The following is a 21037-nucleotide window of genomic DNA, read 5'->3' on the forward strand; positions in this document are numbered from 1 at the left end:
CATGATCGAGACGACGACGCCCGCCACCGGGCCTGGCCAGCGCCTGCTGGACCGCATCGCCGACATCGCCATCTACGGCGCCGTTGCTGCCCTGCTGGGGCTGGTGGTGGTGCAGGGCTGGCAGGTGTTCGCGCGCTACGTGATCAACGATTCGCCCAGCTGGACCGAGCCGGTCACGCTGCTGCTGCTGGCCACGGCGATGAGCCTGGGTGCCGCATGCGGTGTGCACACCAACCGCCACTTCGGCTTCTTCCTGCTGCATGCCTACCTGGGCCCCGGCCTGCGCCGTGCGGTGGACGTGCTGGTGCAGCTGGTGGTGGCGGTGCTGGGAGGCTTCATCGCCTTCTGGTCGGGTGATCTGCTGCTCGACGGCCTGGACATCAAGACCGCCGGCGCCGATCTGCCGCAGAGCATCAACTACCTGCCACTGGCGGTGGGCGGCGGGCTGATGCTGCTGTTCGCGCTGAACCGTGCGTGGAACGCGCTGCAGGCCCGCGCCACCGGCGCCGAAGACGCTGAAGGAGATCGTTGATCCATGGGTATCACCATCCTGTTCTCCGTGTTTGCCGTGCTGCTGCTGCTCGGCGTGCCGGTGGCCTACGCGCTGGCCGCTGCCGCGCTGGCCACCCTGCTCTACCTGGATATCCCCAGCATCGTGCTGGTGCAGCAGATCTCGGCCGGTACCGGCTCGGCCTCGCTGATCGCCATTCCGTTGTTCATCTTCGCGGGCGAGATCATGATGCGCGGCGGCATCTCCGAGCGCCTGATCGCCCTGGCCTCGTCGCTGGTGGGGCGCTTGCGCGGTGGCCTCGGCCAGGTCTCGATCCTGTCCTCGCTGTTCTTCGGCGGCGTGTCCGGCTCGGCCATCGCCGACGTTTCGGCGGTCGGCGGCACGATGATCCCGCAGATGGTCAAGCGCGGCTACGACCGCGATTTCGCCGTCAACGTCAGCATCACCGCCGCGCTGGTGGCGCTGCTGGTGCCGCCGTCGCACAACCTGATCCTGTTCTCGGCCGCTGCCGGTGGGGGCCTGTCCATCGCCGATCTGTTCGCCGCCGGCATTGTCCCCGCGCTGCTGATGACGTTGGCGCTGATGGTCACCGGCTATGCGGTGGCGCGCCGCCGCGGCTATGGCGTGGAGGTCTTTCCCGGCTGGCGCGCCGTGGCCCTGCGCATCGTCTCCGCCCTGCCCGGCCTGGGCCTGGTCGCGCTGATCTTCATCGGTATCCGTGCCGGCATCTTCACCGCAGTGGAAAGCGCAGCCATCGCCGTGGTCTACGCCTTGCTGGTGACCACCGTGCTGTACCGGCAACTGCGCTGGCGCGAGTTCTTCGACACCGTCATCCACGCTGCGCGCAGCACGGGCGTGATCCTGTTCGTGATCGCCACCGCTGCCGTGTTTGGCTGGCTGCTGGCCTACCTGCAGGTGCCCGCGGCCGCCGTCGAGTTCCTGCAGTCGTTCGCGCACAGCCAGTTCATGGTGCTGCTGATGATCGTGGTGATGCTGCTGCTGCTGGGCACCTTCATGGACCTGGCGCCGATGATCCTGATCTGCACGCCGATCTTCCTGCCGGTGGCGCGCGCCTACGGCATCGATCCGATCCACTTCGGCCTGGTGCTGGTGCTCACCGGTGGCCTGGGTCTGGTCACGCCCCCGGTGGGCTCGGTGCTGTTCATCGGCACGGCCATCGGCAAGATCAGCGTGGGCCAGAGCATGCGCACGATCTGGCCGTTCTGGTTCGCCGCGCTCGCCGTGCTGCTGGTCGTGGCCTTCTTCCCCTCACTGTCGTTGTGGCTGCCCGCCGCGCTGCGCGGCTGAGCCACAAGGAGACTGCCATGCGTGCACTGTGTATCGCCGCCACCATCACTCTGCTTGTGCTGTTGCTGCCGGCACGGCCTGCACCCGCGGCGGAGCCCGCGCGCGCCCCGGCGCAGTGGGCGCGGGGGCTGGAACACCAGCGCCAGGCGGACCGGGGCGATGGCACGTTCCTCAATCCGGTGCTGGCCGGTGACCATCCGGATCCCTCGGTGCTCAAGGACGGGGACGATTACTACCTCACGCTGTCGTCGTTCGACGCCTACCCCGGCCTCCCGATCTGGCACTCGCGCGACCTGGTGAACTGGCAGCCGCTGGGACATGCGGTCACCCGCAACGTGGGGGCGATCTGGGCGCCGGACATCGTCAAGCATCGGGGGCGCTACTTCATCTACTTCCCGGCCCGCACCGGCGAGCGCCGCAGCAACTTCGTGGTCTGGGCCGATGACATCAAGGGCCCGTGGAGCGCGCCGATCGACATCGGCCTGGGTGGCTACATCGATCCCGGCCATGCAGTGGGTGAAGACGGCAAGCGCTACCTGTTCCTCAGTGGCGGTGATTACGTGCAGCTGGCCGACGACGGGTTGAGCGTGGTCGGCAGGCCGAAACACGTCTATGACGGCTGGCGCTACCCGCAGGACTGGGACGTTGAGGCCTACGCGCAGGAAGGCCCGAAGATCCACGTCCGCGACGGCTGGTACTACATGACCACGGCAGTGGGCGGCACCGCCGGTCCGCCGACCGGGCACATGGTGATCACCGCGCGCTCGCGTTCGATCCACGGACCATGGGAGAACGCGCCCAACAACCCGATCACGCGCACGCAGTTGGCGGCCGAGCCCTGGTGGTCACGCGGCCACGCGACGGTGATCGAAGGGACCGATGGACGCTGGTGGATGATGTACCACGGGTACGAGAACGGCTTCTGGACGCTGGGTCGGCAGGCCCTGCTCGAACCGATCGAATGGACCGCTGACGGCTGGTTCCGGGCCACGGGCGGAGACCTTGGTCAGCCACTGCGCAAGCCGGCCGGACAGGCGCTGTCGCCGCATGGCATGGCGCTGTCGGATGATTTCCGCGGCAGCACGCTTGGCCCGCAGTGGGCGTTCTTCAACCCGGCGCAGGATGAGTACCGCCGGCTGGGTTTCAGTGGCAACGGCCTTGTCCTGCAGGGCAAGGGCAGTACGCCGCGCGACGCCTCGCCGCTGACCACCATCGCCGGCGACCGGGCCTATCAGTTCGAGGTGGAGATGGAGATCGCCCCCGGTGCCGTGGGAGGCGCGCTGCTGTTCTACAGCGACCGGCTGTACGCGGGCGTGGGCAGCAACGGCGAGTCGTTCATCATGCATCGCTACGGCGAGGAGCGCCCTGCCCGACCGGCCCCGGGCCGCGGCGGCCGGCTGTGGTTGCGGGTGACCAACAACCGCCACATCGTCACCTTCCACTCCAGCACCGACGGGCACACTTGGCAGAAGTATCCGGTTCAGATGGAAGTGTCCGGTTACCATCACAATGTCGCGGGCAGGTTCCTGGCGTTGAAGCCGGCGCTGTATGCGGCCGGCGACGGTGCGGTAACCTTCCGCAACTTCCGCTACCGCGCGCTGGACTGAGCGCGGAGCCGGAATCTCCAGACTTACCGGGTTCAAAACATGTCAGTGCGCAACAAGAACGATGCCGCTACGCCGGCATTGGCGAAGGGCAAGGCAGCCACCATCAACGACATCGCGCGACTGTCGGGTGTATCCAAGAAAACGGTTTCAAGAATCATCAACAACTCGCCACTGGTGCGCAAGGACACGCGCGACAAGGTGGAAGCGTTGATGCGTGAAGTGGGCTACACGCCCGATCCACTGGCCCGCGGGCTGGCGTTCCGCCGCTCCTTCCTGATCGGCATGGTCTACGACAACCCCACCGCGCAGTACATCGTGGACATGCAGTACGGCGCGCTGGATGCATTGCGTGGATCCAGTTTCGAGCTGGTGGTGCATCCCTGTGACAGCCGCAGCCCCGGCTACATCGAAGGCGTGCGTCGCTTCGTGCAGCAGCAGAAGCTGCACGGCGTGATCCTGGTGCCGCGTGCCTCGGAAGACCAGGCGCTGGCGGACATGCTCGATGAGATCGGCTGCCGGTTTACCCGCGTGGCAGCGCTGCCGCTGGACGAAAGCTCGCAGATGGTGGTTACCCATGACCGCGATGGTGCGGCCGAAGCCGCCGACTACCTGCTCTCGCTCGGCCACCGTGACATTGCCCTGGTGACCGGTCCCAGCGCCTACCGTTCGGCCCATGAACGTACCGCCGGCTTCATCGACGCACTGTCGCAACGCGGTATCGAGCTGCCGAAGGACCGCATCATCGAGGCCGGCTACACCTTCGAATCCGGTGTCGCCGCTGCCGAGAAACTGCTGCTGGGCAAGCGCCGCCCGACCGCCATCTTCACCGGCAACGATGAAATGGCCGCCGGTATCTACAAGGTGGCGCTGCGCGCGGGCATCAACATTCCGCGCCAGCTGTCCATTGTCGGCTATGACGACAGCCCGCTTGCCTCGCGCCTGTGGCCCTCGCTGACCTCGGTGCGCCGGCACACGCGCGATACCGGACGCACCGCCGCGGCGATGCTGATCCAGCCCGAAGGCCAGGCCGCGCTGCCCATTGCCAGCGTGCGGCCGCACCTGATCGTCCGCGATTCCTGCCAGCCGCCGGAGGATTGATCCCCAAGGATCAATCCTGCAGGTCACGACCTCTGGTCGTGACACGCCCCTGCCCCATCCACCCGATCCACCGCGCCCTGCCCGGGCCATCCCGGCATCGTGCGACGCAAAATGACACCGGTTTCCTGTCTGGCTAGAATCGACCGTGAACCGCGCCGGGGCCGACCCGTCGGCCCGCCCCCCGCTCTGGAGACGCCATGTACAGCAAGACCCATTACGCCACCCATCCCGATGCCATCCACGGTGCCAGCAACGACCAGCTGCGTGACCTGTACCTGCTCGATGGCCTGTTCAACGCCGGTGCGGTGACCCTCAAGTACACCCACTACGAGCGCTTCGTGATTGGTGGCGCCGCCCCGGTGGACGCACCGCTTGCGCTGCCGACCCAGACCGAACCCGCTTCGGCCGCAGGCCACCCGTTCCTGGGGCGCCGGGAACTGGGCGTGATCAACGTCGGCAGCGGCACCGGTACGGTCACCGTGGATGGCACCGGCTACACGCTGGGTCCGAAGGACGGTCTGTACGTGGCCATGGGCAGCAAGGAGGTCGTGTTCGCCTCGCAGGACGCCGCCAACCCCGCCCAGTTCTATCTGGCCTCGACCCCGGCCCATGCCCGCTTCGAAACCAGGCAGCTGTCCATCAAGGACGCCGTTGCACTGGACCGCGGCGCGCTGGAAACCAGCAACGAGCGCACCATCTACCAGTACATCGTGCCGGCCACCTGCCAGTCCTCGCAGCTGCTGCTGGGCCTGACCGTGCTCAAGCCGGGCAGCGTGTGGAACACCATGCCGCCGCACCTGCACGACCGTCGCAGCGAGGTCTACTTCTACTTCGACCTGGGTGACAGCGACCGCGTCTACCACTTCATGGGCGAGCCGGCCGCGCAGCGTCACATCGTGATCCAGAACAACGAAGCGGTCGTGTCGCCGCCGTGGTCGATCCACATGGGCGCCGGCACCAGCAACTACGCCTTCATCTGGGCGATGGGTGGCGAGAACCTGGACTACACCGACATGCACGTGCTGGACATCTGCCAGCTCAAGTAAGCCCGCCTGGCCGCCGCGCACCGTGTGCCGGCCGTCGACACCGCTCGTCTCTATCAAGGAACGCATACGCAATGGCTAATCCCTTCAGCCTGGAAGGCAAGGTCGCTCTGGTAACCGGTGGCAATACCGGTCTGGGCCAGGGCATCGCCGTGGCACTGGCCGCCGCTGGCGCCGACGTCGCCGTGGCCGGCATCGCCCCGCCCACCGATACCATCGAAAAGATCACCGCGCTGGGCCGCCGCTGCCTGGCCATCGAAGCCAACCTGATCAGCATCGAGCCGGTGGCGCGCGTGGTCCGCGAGACCATCGAAGGCCTCGGCGGGTTGGACATCCTGGTCAACAACGCCGGCCTGATCCGCCGCGCCGATGCGGTGGACTTCAGCGAGCAGGACTGGGACGACGTGATGAACGTCAATCTCAAGTCCGCGTTCTTCATTTCGCAGGCCGCCGGCCGCCACTTCATCGAACTGGGCCACGGCAAGATCATCAACATCGCTTCGATGCTGTCCTTCCAGGGCGGTATCCGCGTGCCGTCGTACACCGCCAGCAAGAGCGGCATCGCCGGCATCACCCGGCTGCTGGCCAACGAGTGGGCGGGCAAGGGCATCAACATCAATGCCATCGCCCCGGGCTACATGGCCACCGACAACACCGCCCAGCTGCGCGCCGACGAAGCGCGCAACAAGGCGATCCTGGAGCGCATCCCGGCCGGTCGCTGGGGCACGCCGGATGACCTGGCCGGTGCGGCGGTGTTCCTGGCCTCGTCGGCGTCGGATTACATCAACGGCGCCGTGCTGCCGGTCGATGGTGGCTGGCTGGCGCGCTGACGCGTGATCCGCGGTAGTGCCGGCCGCTGGCCGGCGTCCTGGCAATGCTTCCGCCGTTCATGAGGTTGCCGGGCAGCGGCCGGCACTACCGGAGACCGGACATGCGCACCCTGTTGCCTTTGTTGTTGCTGCTGTCGTGCACCACCGCGCAGGCGGCGCCCGTGCGGGTCTTCATTGCCGGTGACTCCACTGCGGCCGCATACGGCCCCGAGCGCGCGCCGCAGGCCGGCTGGGGCCAGGCGCTGCAGCGCTACCTGGACCCGGCGCGCTTGGAGGTGCACAACCACGCCAAGGGCGGGCGCAGCACGCGCAGTTTCATCGAGGAAGGGCGCCTGGAGGCCATCGCCGCCGAGCTGCGCCAAGGCGACGTGCTGCTGATCCAGTTCGGCCACAACGATGCGAAGTTCGAAGACCGCACGCGCTACACCGATCCGGACAGCGACTACCCACGCCTGCTGATGCGTTACGTACAGGTGGCCCGCGCAAAGGGCGCCACGCCGGTGCTGGTCACGCCGGTGGCGCGGCTGCTGTACGACTTCGGTTCACTGCTGGATACGCATGGCCGCTACACGCAGTCGATGAAGGCGTTGGCCGCGCGCGAGCAGATTGCCCTGATTGATCTGAATGACCGCAGCATGCGCTGGATCCGCGCGCTGGGTGAGGAGGGCGCGCGACCCTACTTCCTGTTCGTGCCCGAACAGAACAAGGCCGACGGCACCCATTTCAGCGTGGCCGGCGCACATGCGGTGGCCTGCCTGGTATTGCGCGAGGCGGTGCCGCTGCTACCCGCGCTGCAGCCGGCGCTGGTGCGGGATATCGACTGCGACGTGGTGGCGGAAGGGCAGGGTAGCGACCCAGCCCTGCCCTCGCAGGTGGTGCACGAAGACAGTGTTGTGCGCACGCAAGCAGGCCCGCACGGCGGTGCCGGCCCGACCACGGCGTATCCGTTCTTCGCCGATGCCGAAGGGCTGCCGTTCGTGCTGCGCAAGCGTGTGCTGCACAAAGGCGCGGGCATCGGCCTGCATCCGCAGCACAAGGACGAGATCTATTACATCGTCAGTGGGCAGGGCAGTTATGTGCTGGATGGCAGGCAGTACGACGTGCACGCCGGGCACGCGCTGCTGACCCGCAAGGGCAGCCACCATGCGCTGCAGCAGGTGGGTGAGGAGGATCTGGTGGTGCTGCTGGTGTACCCGCGCTGATTGAAACGTAGCCGAGCATGGGCTCGGCTCTACAGAACAGCGCCGGCGTGCATGGTCATCGTCGTTCGACAGGCTCCGGGCCGAAGTGCTTCAGCCCCAAGCTGGCCAGGTCTTCCGGTCGCTCGAAATAGGCTTCGTCGAAGGCGTGCAGCGCCTCCTGCTCCTGTTCGGTCATCGCGCCGTACAGGTCGGTCAGTTGCTTGACCGCCGGGTCATCTTCCAGCCGGTCGACCAGCCCGCGCATGCCGGCCAGGATCGCGTGGGTCTTCGCCGCGCCCATCGCCTGCAGCGCACGCAACGCCAGCTGGCAGGTCGGGTCGCCCCAGTTGCACAGGAACTGCATGAAGCCGCCGTTGTTGATGTCGGCCTCCATGCGCCACAGCGCCACCAGCTGCTGGTCTTCGTCGGACAGCGCATCCAGCGTCCACGCGGCTGCCTTCAGTCGCGCCAGCGCGGCCTCGTAGCGGTCTTCCCAGACCTGGTTGAGGATATCGACCACGCCAGCCTCGCGCGCCGGCAGCAGCGCCGGCCAGTTCACGCCCAGGCCATCGGCGGTGGCGACCCACCGCGCGCGTTGCCCTGCATCGGCTTCGAACAACGCAGGTACCCAGCGCAGCGGCTGGCGGGTGCGGCGGCCATCGGCCAGGGTCAGCAGGATGAAGTCGTCGTCGAAAGCGACATCGGTTACGCGCAGCGAAGCAAATGCATCAGTCATGCCGTGCAGGATAGCCGCGCGGCAGCGCGCATCACACGTCGCCGCCGTCCGCCCAGCCTTCACCCGTGCCGGCCTGGAACACGTGATCGTCAGCCTGCACGTCACCGGCAGGCAGGTGCGCCTGGTCGGCCAGTGCCGCGTAGATCGGGGTGAAGTCCGGCGACGTCGCCTGCATCAGCTGTTCAAAGCTGTCGATGACGAAGTAGGTCTTCTGGAAGGTGTCGATGCGGTACTTCGTTCGCATGATCCGCTGCAGGTCGAAACCGATGCGGTTGGGTGCGGCCGATTCCAGCGAGTACAGCGACTCGCCCTTGGACGACACGATGCCGGCACCGTAGATGCGCAGGCCGTCGGGCGTGTCGATCAGGCCGAACTCCACCGTGTACCAGTACAGGCGGGTGAGGTTCTGCAGCGCGTCCGGGCCGATCGCGTGGGCTTTGACGCCGCCACGGCCATAGGCCTCCATGTAGTCGGCGAACACCGGGTTCATCAGCAGCGGCACGTGGCCGAACAGGTCGTGGAACAGGTCCGGCTCGGCGATGTAGTCGATCTGGTCCGGGCGACGGATCCACCAGGTCACGGGAAAGCGGCGGTTGGCCAGGTGGTCGAAGAAATCCAGTTCCGGCAGCAGGCCTTCGACGCCGACCAGGGTCCAGCCGGTGGCCGCGCCCAGCACTTCGTTGAGCTGGTCGAAGCGCGGAATCATGTGCGCGTTCATGCCCATCTCGTCCTGCGCGTCCAGGAATTCCTGGCAGGCACGGCCGACCAGCAGCTCGCGCTGGCGCTGGTACAGCGTGCTCCAGGTGGCGTGGTCGTCGGCGCTGTAGGTGTCCCACGGCTGCTCGACGAGCGCGGTGGTGTACACCGGCACGTAGCCCTTGTCGGTCTGCTGGTGTTCGACGCGGCGGGGCTGGGCGAGGTCCATGGGGCACTCCTTGAAGGGATAGCCACGATGCTAGGGCAGGGCGCGCGCAACAGGGTTGCAAAAGTTGCGCCGATTGGCATTGTTGGCGCAATATCCTTGCGCAGTCACCATGTTGCGGAGCAGCAATGGCCGGAGAAGTCCAGTTTGATCGCACGGATATACGCCTGCTGGCTGAAATCCAGCGGGATGGGCGCGCCACCAACGCGGAGCTGGCGACTCGGGTGAACCTGTCGCCCTCGGCCTGCCTGCGCCGCCTGCAGCGGCTGGAAAGCGAGGGCGTGATCGTCGGCTACGGCGCGCGGCTGGAGCCGCGGCAGCTGCGCCTGGGCCTGCAGGCCTTCGTGCGCGTGCAGTTGGAAAAGCACGACCAGGCCGCCATCGGCCACTTCGTGGACAGCGTGCAGGGCTGGGACGAGGTGGTGGCCTGCCATGCGCTGACCGGCGACATGGACTACCTGCTGCACGTCTACGTGCGCGACCTGGAGCACTTTTCGCACTTCCTGCTGGACCGCCTGCTCAACGCCGGCGGCGTGGCCGACGCCAATTCCAGCTTCGTGCTGCGCACGGTGAAGGGTTTCCAGGCATTGCCGTTGTCGCAGCTGGAATGAGCGCAGCGGCGATTTGACGCGGCCGGGCGGGTAGCCGAGCATCACCGCCCTGCGCGCGCCGCAGCGTTCCTTTCCGGTTCCACGCATGTCCGAACTCCAGCACCCGGTGCCCACCACCATCTTCCTGCCGCTGCAGCGCAAGTCGCTGGCACGTTACATCGCTCACGGCACGCCGCCGCAGACGGCAGTGGAGCAGGCCGGGCTGATGGCCGCGCAGTTGTGCCGGACGCGCCTGCATCCAGCGGCCGAGATCGAACGCCTGCTGCATGATGCCTGCGCGCTGTTTGCCGGCAACGAAGGCGCCGCCGCGCAGCTGGCCGGCCCCGGTGGCGGAGGCCAGCCGGAGCTGGATGCCTGGCTGACCGCATTGGCCGCCCACGGCGTGCTGCTGGCGCCGGCGCAGATCCTGCAGGACGTCATCGCGCAGTCGCCATTGGAGTATCCGGGCCTGGCCCTGCAGCAGGCCTGCCAGGAAACCCTGACCGAGCATGAGATCCGCTTTCCCGCCACCTTTTCCAGTGACGAGGCGCTCACGCAGGATGACGTGGCCGCCGAGGACGCGCGTGCGGTCGAACACCATGGCCTGTACACCTCCGAGCAGGCCCGCGTGCTGCGCGCCATCGCCGCCAACCCCGATGAGCTGATCGACCTCGATGGCTATGCCGGCACCGGCAAGGGCCACCTGGTGCTGGCGCTGATGGAGGCGCGGCCCGGCCGCTACACCTACGTGGCGCCCTCGCGTGGGCAGGTGGAAGCCTTCCGCAGCCGCGTGCCGGCCAGCACCGCGGTGCGCCTGCTGACCCAGATCGAGTTCGCCAACCGCGTGGCGCAGCATGCCGCGCGCAGCGGCCACACCGGTGGCTTCGTTGCCAGCTACCGGCGCAGCACCCGCACGCCGCGCGAGATTGCCGGCCGCATCGGCCTGCAGGGCATCGGTGGGCGCAGCCCGGAGCAGGTGCTGCTGACTGCGTTCGAGGCCATCAACCGTTGGTGCGCGTCGTCTGCACCGGGCTTGGCGTTCCAGCATTTCGACCGGTCGGTGCCCGCCGCGATGCTCGACGTGTCGCCGTACATGGCGGCCGCCGAGCACGTCTGGCGCTGCATGTTCGACGCCGAACTGCAGCGGGGCACGCTGCTGAGCCTCAGCCCGGCGCACATCGGCAAGTGGTTGGCACTGCGCGGCGTTACCCCGCCGCTGGACATGGGCATGCTGCTGGTGGACGAGGCGCATGACCTGAGCCCGTCGTGGAAGCAGTTGCTGGCCGGCCATGCGCCTGGCGTGGTCAGCCTGGGGGATCCGCACCAGTGCCTGACCGGTACGGTGCCGCGCTGGGCCGCGTCGAAGGTGCTGGAAATGCACCAATCGGTGCGCCAGGGCAACCAGGTCGAGGGCCTGGTCAACCAGACCCTGGCACTGGATGGACTGGGGCAGGACAGTGGGCCGTTCGTCGGTGCCGCCGACCGCGCCACCGGTGTGCTGCATTACCGCCACTGGGCGCAGGTGCCGAGCGAGGGCCTGCGCATCCATGGCAGCGTCGCCGATCTGGCCCTGGATGCGGCACAGCTGCACGCGCTCGGGCTGCGGCCCTATCTGCATCCGGCATCGCTGCGCGCGCTGCGCAGCGTGCTGCAGCGGCCGCTGGATGCGTGGCGCCGGCGCCGCGACAGCGCCTCGGACCCGGCACAGGAGCGCTTCCTGGCCACGCAGGCCGACGAAGGGCAGGGCGCGCTGGTCGAACTGTTTGCGTCTGCCGATCGGGTGCAGTCACTGCTGCAGGCGCTCGACGACCAGGACACGCCTGCTGAAGGGCGGGTGGCGCTGTGCCTGGCCGAACACGCGAAGAACCTGCAGTTCGACGTGGTCTCACTGTCACCCGGTTGCTTCAGTGCGGGGCAGCGCGGGCGCATCTGGCACAACCCGGTGCGCGCGGTCTATCTGGCACTCACCCGTGCGCGACGCCAGCTGCATGTGCCGGCCGATGGCATGGAACAGCTGCAGCACACGGCGACACTGCAGGAGCAGGCCCGTCAGGCGCGCAGGCGCGAGCGGCAGCAGGCCAGCGGTTACCGGCCTGCGCGCTAGAACGCGCGCGTCGCTGTCTGGCAGCGACACGCCGGCTCAGCTCAGCACTTGTCCTTGCGCCCCATCAGCTTGCCCAGGCGCGAGGCTTCCTCGCACTTCGGCGCGGCCACGGGTGCCGGTGCGGCGGCCGCGGCGCGTGCACGCTGCAGCTGCTGGATCTTCGCGCGGATCTGCGGCATCGCGGCCATTGCGGCCTTTTCGCCCTCCAGGATCGCGGTGCCACGCTGGCTGAAATCGGCGGCGCCGATGTCCAGCACCTTCGGGCGGATGACGATGTCGGCGCGTGCCAGTTCCTGCTCGCCCAGGCGCTGGCCCATGATCGAGATGGACTGGTTGACGATGCCCAGCATGTCGGTCGGCGCCTTGCCGCTGGCCTTGCTGGAGATGTCCACGGCGATCACGAAGTCGGCGCCGAGCTGGCGCGCGGCATCGACCGGCACCGGGCTGACCACGCCGCCATCGATGTAGTTGCGGCCACCGATCTTCACCGGTTCGAACACGCCGGGAATGCTGCTGGAGGCGCGCACGGCCTGGCCGACGTTGCCGCGCACGAAGATCGCGCGCTCGCCTGTTTCCAGCTGGGTCGCGACTGCGGCGAACGGCTTCTTCAGGCGCTCGGCGGGGCGGTTGGCGACCTGCTCGTTGACGTAGTCCTGCAGCTTCTGGCCCTGCACCAGGCCACCGGAGAACAGGCGCACGTCGCGGATGCTGGCTTCATCCAGCGCCACTGCCTTGCTCTGCATCTGGAACGCATCCATGCCGCTGGCATACAGCGCGCCGACCACGCTGCCGGCACTGGTGCCGGACACCACGGCCGGTTCGAAGCCATTGGCCTCCAGCATCTTGATCACGCCGATGTGGGCGAAGCCCTTGGCTGCGCCACCACCGAGGGCGATACCGATCTTCACCGGCTTGGCCTGCGGTACCACGGTTGGCGCCGGCGGCGGCGCAGGGCGGACCGGGTCGCCACCGCAGCCGGCCAGCAGGCCGATCAGGGCGACGGACAGCAGCATGCGGGATCGGAACAGGCTCATCGGCAGTGCGCTCGCGGCGCCGGATTCAGGAAAGGGCGCCAGCATACCGAAGGTGCCGCAGGGCGGGCACGGTAGGTCGGCCCGCCCATTCATCGGATGCTTCGGGTAGTGCCCCCCCCCGCGCCCCCCCGCCCCCCCCCCCCCCCCCCCCCCCCCCCCCCCCCCCCCCCCCCCCCCCCCCCCCCCCCCGCACCCCCCCCCCCCCCCCCCCCCCCCCCCACTACCGCGAGGCGGTCAGAACCGGTTGTCGCCGTCCAGTATCCGGCCCAGGCCGCCCAGCACCGAGCCTTCGCCGCGGTTCTGGCCGCCGCCCTGCGGCGCGGCCATCCACATGCGGCCGGCCAGGCGCGAGAACGGCAGCGACTGCAGCCAGACCTTGCCTGGACCGGTCAGCGTGGCCAGGAACACGCCTTCGCCGCCGAACAGCATGCTCTTGATGCCGGCAACACGGCGCACGTCCATGTCCACCGTCGGGTGATACGCCACCACGCAGCCGGTATCCACGTCCAGGCGTTCACCGGCAGCCAGCTCGCGCTCGACCACGCAGCCGCCGGCGTGGATGAACACCCAGCCGTCGCCCTCCAGCTTCTGCATGATGAAGCCTTCGCCGCCGAACAGGCCGGTCATGATCCTGCGCTGGAACTGCACGCCGATCTGCACGCCGCGCGCGCCGGCCAGGAAGCTGTCCTTCTGGCAGATCAGGCGGCCGCCGTGCTGGTCCAGCTTCATTGCCAGCACCGTGCCCGGGTAGGGCGCGGCGAAGGCGACCTTGCCCTTGCCGTGGCCGCTCTGGGTGTAGACGGTGGCGAACAGGCTCTCGCCGGTCAGCACGCGCTTGCCGGCGGCCATCATCTTGCCCATGAAGCCGCCGCCCTGGTCGCCGTTGGCGGCGCCGAACACCGTGTCCATCTGTACCGTGGCGTCCTTGAACATCAATGCGCCGGCCTCGGCAATGGCGCTCTCGCCGGGGTCGAGCTCGATCTCCACGAACTGCATTTCATGGCCGACGATGCGGAATTCGATGTCGTCGGCGCGGCCGCTGGCGGAGGGGACCGGCGGCGGGCTGTTCGGCATGCCCGGGGCCGCAGATTGCAGCTCCGGCACCTCGGCAATCGAGGTCCATCCGCTCATGCCCTGGCACCAGGCCAGCGCGCGCGGGTTGGCCTGCGCATAACGGCGCGCAGCCTGGTCATCAAGCGGGCCGATACGCTCGGCCTGGGCGGAGGCATGGAAATACCACTGGGTCATCGCGGCGGCTCCGCAGGGCTGGAAACCCCCGAGTCTAGCGAGGGCGCCCGGGCCGGGGCGACAGGCCCATGAACGGCGGGCATTTGCGGGGCAGGTGCTGTATTGCAACAATTATCTGGTAGCGCCGTTATACCACCCCTCCAAACACAGCCTACCGCCATGTCCCCGACCCGTACTTCCCGTGGCCGCCTTCCGGTCGCGCGCCCCCTCGTTGCCGCTCTTTCCGCCCTGCTGCCGCTGGTTGCGGCCGCCCAGGAAACTCCCGCTGCCAAGGATCCGGTTGCCCTCGATGCCCTGCAGGTGACCGCGCAGCGGCGCGTCGAGAACGCCAAGGACGTACCGGTCGCACTGAGCGCGATCCAGGGCGAGAAGCTGGATGTGCTCGGCTCGGCCGGCGATGACATCCGCTTCCTGGCCGCACGCGTGCCCAGCCTCAACATCGAGTCGTCCTACGGCCGTGCCTTCCCGCGCTTTTACATCCGCGGCCTGGGCAACACCGATTTCGACCTCAATGCCTCGCAGCCGGTGTCGCTGGTGTATGACGACGTGGTGCAGGAAAGCCCGCTGCTGAAGGGATTCCCGCTGTTCGACCTGGCCAACGTGGAAGTGCTGCGTGGCCCGCAGGGCACGCTGTTCGGCCGCAACACCCCGGCCGGCGTGGTCAAGTTCGATTCGGCACGCCCGTCGCAGGATGCCGATGGTTACCTCCGTGTCGGCTACGGCAGCTACAACAGCTGGAACGTGCAGGGCGCCTACGGCGGCCCGCTGACCGACCGCTGGTCGGCACGCGTCTCGGCCATCTACCAGCGCCGCGACGACTGGGTCGACAACACCCGCGTCGGCGCTCCCAACAGTGGCTTCGAAGGCTATGACGAAGCCGCCGGCCGCGTGCAGTTCCTGTACGAAGGCGACGACTTCGAAGCACTGTTCAACCTGCACAAGCGCAAGCTCAACGGTACCGCCCGCCTGTTCCGCGCCAACATCATCCAGAAAGGTGGCAATTCGCTGGTCGAGAACTTCGACCGCGACAAGGTGGCCAACGACGGCGTCAACTTCTCCGACCTGGAGACCTGGGGCGGCAGCGCGCGCCTGCAGTGGAACCTCGGTTCGGTGACCCTGCACTCGATCACCGGCTACGAGACCGCTGAGTCGCTCAACCGTGGCGACATCGACGGCGGCTACGGCGCGGCCTTCCTCGGCGCCGGAAATTACGGTCCGGGCCTGATTCCGTTCTCGTCGGAGTCGGCCGACGGCCTGCCGCACCACCGCCAGTGGACGCAGGAAGTGCGCATCGAGTCCAACGAATGGGGCCGCTTCGACTGGCAGGCCGGCGTCTTCTACTTCGATGAAGACGTGACCATCAACAACTTCAACTACGACTCGCTGACCCCGGGCAATCCGCAGACCGGCCACGTGGTGCAGAACCAGCGCAACAAGGCGTGGGCCGTGTTCGCTTCGGGCGACTTCGATGTCACCGACCGCTTCAAGCTGCGTGCCGGCGTGCGCTATACCCAGGACAAGAAGGACTTCAGCGCCAGCGTGCTGCAGGCCGTTCCGTTCGGCACCCCGGTCAGCGGCCCGTACCTGGCCAACACCGACGTCAACGACGTCAGCTGGGACGTCAGCGGCGTGTACAAGCTGACCGACGACATCAACGCCTACGCCCGCGTCGCCAAGGGCTTCCGCGCGCCGTCGATCCAGGGCCGCCTGGCCTTTGCGCCGGGCCTGTCGCAGGCCGATTCGGAGAAGGTCATCTCGTACGAGGCCGGCATCAAGGCCGACCTGTTCGAGCGCCGCGCGCGCCTGGGCCTGAGCGTGTTCCGCTACAACGTTGACGGCCAGCAGCTGATCGCCGTGGGCGGTGCCAACAACACCGCCACCCTGCTCAACGCCGACAAGACCATCGGCCAGGGCGTGGAACTGGACCTGGAAGCCTACCTGGCCGACAACGTCCTGCTGACCTTCGGCAGCAGCTACAACGACACCGAGATCAAGGACAAGAACCTTGCGGTGGCGATCTGCGGCGGTGGCTGCACCATCAACGACCCGACCACGGTCATCAACGGCGGCACCTATGCGCTGGTGAACGGCAACCCGCTGCCGCAGGCGCCGAAATGGATCCACAACGCGACCCTGCGCGTGGGCTTCCCGCTCAGCGATGGCAGCGAGCTGTACGCCTACACCGACTGGGCCTACCGCAGCGCGGTGAACTTCTTCATCTACGAGTCGCCGGAATTCCGCGGCCGCAGTTCGCTGGAAGGCGGCCTGCGCCTGGGCTACAACTGGGATTACGGCCAGTACGACGTGGCGGTGTTCGGTCGCAACCTGACCAACCAGACCCGCGTGGTCGGCGCGATCGACTTCAACAACCTGACCGGCTTCCTCAACGAGCCGCGTACCTGGGGCGTGGAGTTCACCGCGAAGTTCTGATGCGGTGGCTGCGTTGATGCAATGCAGAAGGGCCGGCGCACTGCCGGCCCTTCTGTTTCCTGCTTCGTGTAGAGCCGAGCCTGCGCTCGGCTGCTCTGAGCCGAGCATGGCTCGGCTCTACAGAGGCATGGCCTACAGCGCGCTCTGCGGGCGCACCTTCAGCACCGCATTCTCGGTGGCGCAGTCGCGGCTGGAGTGCAGGCCGGCCTTGCGCGCCGCTTCGATCTCCTTGCGTGCGGCCAGCAGGTCCTTGTTGAAGGCCGCGTTGTCGTGCAGGCGGGCCACGGCGGCCGCGCCCATGAAGCGGCCTTCGAGGATGTCGCTCTGCCAATGCACGTTGCACACCAGGCGGCTCTCGCCGTAGTTGCGGCCGCGGGCCTGGATGGCATCGGCGCGGTCCGGCGCGATCTCCGACAGGATCAGTGCCCAGGCCCAGCCGATCGAGGTGTGGCCGGACGGGTACGAGCCGTTCTTGCGCAGGCCGTCTTCGTCCTTCGGCGAGCAGGTCGGTTCACCGTTGACCATGAACGGACGCGGGCGCTGGTAGTGGTTCTTGGCCGCCTTGGTCGCCGCACTGGCGTCGATCCGGCTGCGCTCCAGCAGGCGATACAGCGCCGGGGTCTTCACCGCATCGACGTCGATGTCGGCGGCGCAGGAGAAGTGGTTGGCGCCTTCGGGGAAACCGAGTTCCGCATCGACGCCGGCCTGGGCGAAGCGCGGGCTGCCACGCAGCGCGCGGGCCTCACGGCTGACCTGCTCGTCCAGGGCGAACGCGGCCGAACCGGCCACCGGTGGTGCCGGTACCAGGTCGAGGCTGGCCGGAACCGCGCTCTTGTCCAGATAACCCACCGCCTTGGTGGTGATGTTGGCTTCGACGGCGGTCGGCTTGGCGGCGGTGGCGGCACAACCGGCCAGGGCAGCGGCCACGGCAAGGCCGAGCAGCGGGCGGGCAGGGGGGGAGATCAGCGACATGGACGGGCTCCGGAGAAAGAACATCGCGTCATGATCGCAGTCCCAGTGCGGCACCGCAGTGGCCATCGGTCATACGGCCAGAACCGGCATGGTCATCGAAACAAGATGAAAAACGTCATCTAGTGACGCCAGTCTCCTGAATCCGGGCGCAGCGCACGGACTTTCACGCGCCCGCGCCGTGAGCATCGGCACATCGGCAGGCACCAGAGGCCGTCCAGTTCCAGCCGGGTCGGGGGGTCCGAAGACAGAGGGAGAGACGCGATGCGCAGCACCGCAACAGGAAGTACCGTCCTGGCCCTGCTCCTGGGGCTTGCAACAGCGCCGGCGCAGGCCGCCGACGTGGTCGGCGTGGCCTTCGTGCATGGCACCGGCGCGCAGACCAACGCCACCCAGGACTACTGGCAGCCGACCATCATCGACACCGTGCGCCAGGGCCTGCCCAACAGCAGCAATTACGTGGTCATCAACTGCGATTTCACCCAGTACATGTGGAAACCGGAAGCGGCCGGCTGCCTGGCCAACCAGCTGACCCGTTTCATCGACAGCCGTGGCATCACCCAGCTGGTGGTGATCACCCACTCCAACGGCGGCAACGTGGTGCGCTGGATCCTGTCCAACCCGACCTACGACAGCCGCTATCCGAAGATCATCCGCACGGTGCGCAAGGTCACCGCGCTGGCGCCGTCTTCGGCGGGCACGCCGCTGGCCGATGCGGTGCTCAACGGCAATACCTTCGAAACCTCTCTGGGCTGGCTGCTGGGCTACAAGAACGACGCGGTGCGCCAGCAGCAGGTGGCGAGCATGGCCACCTACAACGCGCAGAACCTGTACGGCACCGCAGGCCGTCCCGCCCTGCCCAAGCCGTTCCGTGCGGTGGTCGGCAGCGACGTGGAATCGGCGGTATGGGACAGCAACAGCTACTGCGGTGGCTACGCTGCCAATGTCGGCCTGGAGTTCACCCAGAACTGGCTGTCCTCCTGCTCCGATGGCTTCCTGGAGTGCAGCAGCCAGAAGGCCGCCGGCACCACCTGGTTCACCGACATGCAGCGCACCCAGGGGGCAGAGCCGCTCAGCCACAACCAGAGCCGCCGCGAGTGCTTCGGCCTCGGCACCCTGCTGCGCAACGACCTGACCCAGTGAGGGAGACGACCATGACGATTCATTCCACCCTGCTGGCCAGTGCGGTACTGGCAGTCCTGTCCCTTTCCGCCGCGCAGGCCGCGCAGCCTCTGCAGGCGGCCCGCGTGGGCGACCAGGTGCCTGCGGCGCTGGTTGCCGCGCCATTGCCGGCCGATGACAGCGAACGTGCACCGCTGTCCTTCGCCTGGGCGTTGGACCCGGCACAACCGCTGCAGGCGGCCACGCCGTATGCCTCGGTCAGCCGCAGCTACTGGCAGCAGGTCGATGGCTCGCAGCTGCAACGCGGCCTGGACCTGCCGCTGACGGCGCCCGATGCGGTGATCCAGCTGAGCCCGGCCGCAGGTGCCCGCGCGCTGCCTGCCAACACCCTGCAGATGCGCGACCCGGCTGGCCGCAGCAGCGTGGCCCGCAGTGTCGATGCGCGCGCGCTGCAGGATGCCGGCATGCCGGTGAGTGATGGCAGCAGCATGCTGCGCACCGGCGCGACCAGTTCGGCCGGTGCGTACACGCTGCAGAGCACGCAGGCGCAGGGCCGCTATGTGGTGCAGGTGCTTGAGCCGAACAGCCCGCTGCGGCTGGAAGTGCAGGCCAACCAGGCGCAGGTGCTGGCCGGTGGCAACGTGCAGCTGCAGGCACGCCTGCTGGAAGACGGCGCCACCACCGCGCAGCTGGCCTCGCGCCGTGGCGGCCTGGGCGGTGAAGCCCTGCTGGTCGCACCGGATGGCCGCAGCTGGCCGCAGCGCCTGCTGCGCACCACCGATGGTGCCCTGCGCGCACAGGTGCGGATTCCGGCTGATGTCGGCAGCGTGCAGGGCCTGTGGGAACTGCAGGTGTTCGCCCAGGCCGATGGCGTGCTGCGCGACGGCAAGGTGGCTTTCGCGGTGGCACGGCCCACTGCTCGCTTCAGTGGCCAGGCGGCACCTGACCCGGCCAGCCGCCAGGTCGCGCTGCCGCTGCAGGTGGCCGCCGCCGGTCGCTACGAGGCGCGTGGCACGTTGTATGCCACCGGCCGCGATGGCCAGCTGAAGCCGGTGGCGCAGGCGCATGCGGCCGCGTGGTTCGATGGACCGGGGCGTGGCCAGCTGGTGCTGCCATTCGACCAGGCCGCATTGCCGGCTGGCTTCGGCGCACCCTACGAACTGCGCGACCTGCAGCTGCAGGACCAGAGCCGGATGGCACCGATCGAGTCGCGCGCGCTGGCGTTGAAGTTCTGAGCAAGGGTGCAGCGGGCGGGGTTCCGGCCCGCTGTACCGTTTTCTGTAGAGCCGAGCCTATGCTCGGCTGCCGTTCCCCGCGACCAGAAGCAGCCGAGCATAGGCTCGGCTCTACAGTGGCATGTCGATTATCCCGCGTACGCGGTCAGCCGGCCTTCCTGCTCGCATACCGTGATCGCGCCACCGAACACCGCCGACAGCGGTTCGTTGCGCAGCAGCTCGGCGCGGGTACCGTCAGCCAGTACGCGGCCGTCACGCAGCAGCACCACGCGTTCGATCTCGGGAATGATCTCTTCGATGTGGTGGGTCACCAGCACCAGGGTGATGCCCTGCTGGGCCAGCACGCGCATGGTCGCCACCAGCTGCTCGCGGGCGACCAGGTCCAGCCCGGTGGAGGGTTCGTCCAGCAGCAGCGCCTGCGGCCGGTTGACCAGCGCGCGCGCGATCAGCACGCGGCGGGTTTCGCCGGCCGACAGCTCGGCGTAGGCACGTTCACGCAGGGACAGCGCGCCGGTCATCGCCAGTGTCTCGCCGACACGTGCGCGCATGTCGGCGGTCACCTCGCGGAAGGCCGGCACCACGTAGCTGGCGAAGAAGCCGGACAGCACCGCCTGTTCCACGGTCAGGCCGGGCATGTCGGCCAGGTTGCTGCTGAGGTCGCCGGTGACGATGCCCAGCTGCGAGCGCAGCCGGTCCACCTGCCAGCGGTTCTGGCCCAGCACCTTCACCGCCACCGTGCCGTCGCCCTGCGCCAGTGGATACAGTTCGCGGGTGATCAGCTTGATGAAGGTCGATTTGCCACAGCCGTTGGGGCCGAGCAGGGCGGTGTGCTGGCCCTGCGCGATGCGCAGGCTGAGCCCATGAAGCACCTTCACCTGGCCACGCACCACGGTGGCGCGGTCCAGTTCGATCAAGGGGGGCAGCTCCGCGACGGGCGGGGCGGCGGAAATGCGGCTGGCGCGTGGATCAAGGCTCGACAACTCAGGTCCCCAACTGTGAACGGTGCCACGGATGGCGATGCGATACATCGCCGCAGGGATGCAGTTTGCAACGCAAGCGCCCATCATGT

18 protein-coding genes are annotated in these 21037 nt (G+C 68.1%); 12 read left to right on the forward strand and 6 right to left on the reverse strand.

Annotated elements, in window-relative coordinates; genetic code table 11:
- Position 1: 1 nt before the first annotated feature.
- The 7 genes from ROV95_RS03230 (at position 2) to ROV95_RS03260 (ending at position 7599) form a co-directional block, all read left to right on the forward strand.
- On the forward strand, positions 2-532 hold the full coding sequence (locus ROV95_RS03230) for a TRAP transporter small permease (protein ID WP_019658831.1): 531 nt from the start codon (positions 2-4) through the stop codon (positions 530-532).
- Between the two features lie 3 nt (positions 533-535).
- Positions 536-1819 (forward strand): TRAP transporter large permease, encoded by a 1284-nt coding sequence (locus ROV95_RS03235; protein ID WP_005421133.1) that lies wholly within the window; start codon positions 536-538, stop codon positions 1817-1819.
- A gap of 17 nt (positions 1820-1836) precedes the next feature.
- Positions 1837-3426, forward strand: coding sequence for a family 43 glycosylhydrolase (locus tag ROV95_RS03240; protein WP_312542953.1), 1590 nt, complete (start codon positions 1837-1839; stop codon positions 3424-3426).
- 39 nt (positions 3427-3465) lie between these two features.
- Complete coding sequence (locus tag ROV95_RS03245; RefSeq protein WP_019337388.1) at positions 3466-4524, forward strand: LacI family DNA-binding transcriptional regulator; 1059 nt, start codon at positions 3466-3468, stop codon at positions 4522-4524.
- A 197-nt stretch (positions 4525-4721) separates the two neighbouring features.
- Positions 4722-5570, forward strand: a complete 849-nt coding sequence (gene kduI / locus ROV95_RS03250) for a 5-dehydro-4-deoxy-D-glucuronate isomerase (RefSeq protein WP_312542956.1) — start codon at positions 4722-4724, stop codon at positions 5568-5570.
- A gap of 71 nt (positions 5571-5641) precedes the next feature.
- Entirely contained in the window at positions 5642-6397 is a 756-nt protein-coding gene (gene kduD, locus ROV95_RS03255) for a 2-dehydro-3-deoxy-D-gluconate 5-dehydrogenase KduD (RefSeq protein WP_312542959.1), read from the forward strand.
- A gap of 101 nt (positions 6398-6498) precedes the next feature.
- Complete coding sequence (locus tag ROV95_RS03260) at positions 6499-7599, forward strand: GDSL-type esterase/lipase family protein (protein WP_312542960.1); 1101 nt, start codon at positions 6499-6501, stop codon at positions 7597-7599.
- Positions 7600-7654: 55 nt separating this feature from the next.
- Here the strand turns inward: ROV95_RS03260 and ROV95_RS03265 are convergent, their stop codons facing one another.
- Together ROV95_RS03265 and phhA are read right to left on the reverse strand one after the other, a co-directional pair.
- The gene (locus ROV95_RS03265) at positions 7655-8314 is read right to left on the reverse strand and encodes a DUF4375 domain-containing protein (RefSeq protein WP_312542963.1); all 660 of its coding nucleotides are present in this window, start codon (positions 8312-8314) and stop codon (positions 7655-7657) included.
- 31 nt (positions 8315-8345) lie between these two features.
- On the reverse strand, positions 8346-9239 hold the full coding sequence (gene phhA, locus ROV95_RS03270) for a phenylalanine 4-monooxygenase (protein WP_019658833.1): 894 nt from the start codon (positions 9237-9239) through the stop codon (positions 8346-8348).
- A gap of 125 nt (positions 9240-9364) precedes the next feature.
- Here phhA and ROV95_RS03275 point away from each other — a divergent pair, with 125 nt between their 5' ends.
- Positions 9365-9847, forward strand: coding sequence for an Lrp/AsnC family transcriptional regulator (locus ROV95_RS03275; RefSeq protein ID WP_004153377.1), 483 nt, complete (start codon positions 9365-9367; stop codon positions 9845-9847).
- An 85-nt stretch (positions 9848-9932) separates the two neighbouring features.
- Positions 9933-11930, forward strand: a complete 1998-nt coding sequence (locus tag ROV95_RS03280; protein WP_312542966.1) for a hypothetical protein — start codon at positions 9933-9935, stop codon at positions 11928-11930.
- Positions 11931-11971: 41 nt separating this feature from the next.
- Here ROV95_RS03280 and ROV95_RS03285 read toward each other — a convergent pair whose 3' ends face one another.
- Both ROV95_RS03285 and ROV95_RS03290 read right to left on the reverse strand, forming a co-directional pair.
- Positions 11972-12964: a patatin-like phospholipase family protein gene (locus tag ROV95_RS03285; protein ID WP_312542968.1), complete on the reverse strand. Its 993-nt coding sequence runs from the start codon at positions 12962-12964 to the stop codon at positions 11972-11974.
- 234 nt (positions 12965-13198) lie between these two features.
- Complete coding sequence (locus ROV95_RS03290; RefSeq protein WP_312542969.1) at positions 13199-14212, reverse strand: TIGR00266 family protein; 1014 nt, start codon at positions 14210-14212, stop codon at positions 13199-13201.
- A gap of 159 nt (positions 14213-14371) precedes the next feature.
- Between ROV95_RS03290 and ROV95_RS03295 the strand changes: the two genes are divergently transcribed.
- Entirely contained in the window at positions 14372-16642 is a 2271-nt protein-coding gene (locus ROV95_RS03295) for a TonB-dependent receptor (RefSeq protein WP_058983198.1), read from the forward strand.
- 132 nt (positions 16643-16774) lie between these two features.
- Here the strand turns inward: ROV95_RS03295 and ROV95_RS03300 are convergent, their stop codons facing one another.
- Positions 16775-17614 (reverse strand): phosphatase PAP2 family protein, encoded by an 840-nt coding sequence (locus ROV95_RS03300; RefSeq protein WP_224328823.1) that lies wholly within the window; start codon positions 17612-17614, stop codon positions 16775-16777.
- A gap of 261 nt (positions 17615-17875) precedes the next feature.
- Here ROV95_RS03300 and ROV95_RS03305 point away from each other — a divergent pair, with 261 nt between their 5' ends.
- Complete coding sequence (locus ROV95_RS03305) at positions 17876-18754, forward strand: hypothetical protein (RefSeq protein WP_312542977.1); 879 nt, start codon at positions 17876-17878, stop codon at positions 18752-18754.
- Between the two features lie 11 nt (positions 18755-18765).
- Positions 18766-19968 (forward strand): DUF4785 domain-containing protein, encoded by a 1203-nt coding sequence (locus ROV95_RS03310; RefSeq protein WP_019658840.1) that lies wholly within the window; start codon positions 18766-18768, stop codon positions 19966-19968.
- A gap of 128 nt (positions 19969-20096) precedes the next feature.
- Here ROV95_RS03310 and ROV95_RS03315 read toward each other — a convergent pair whose 3' ends face one another.
- The gene (locus tag ROV95_RS03315) at positions 20097-20882 is read right to left on the reverse strand and encodes an ATP-binding cassette domain-containing protein (RefSeq protein ID WP_227844187.1); all 786 of its coding nucleotides are present in this window, start codon (positions 20880-20882) and stop codon (positions 20097-20099) included.
- Positions 20883-21037 lie beyond the last annotated feature (155 nt).

The sequence above is a fragment of the Stenotrophomonas maltophilia group sp. msm1 genome, assembly GCF_032025805.1.
Classification (GTDB): Bacteria; Pseudomonadota; Gammaproteobacteria; order Xanthomonadales; family Xanthomonadaceae; genus Stenotrophomonas; species Stenotrophomonas hibiscicola.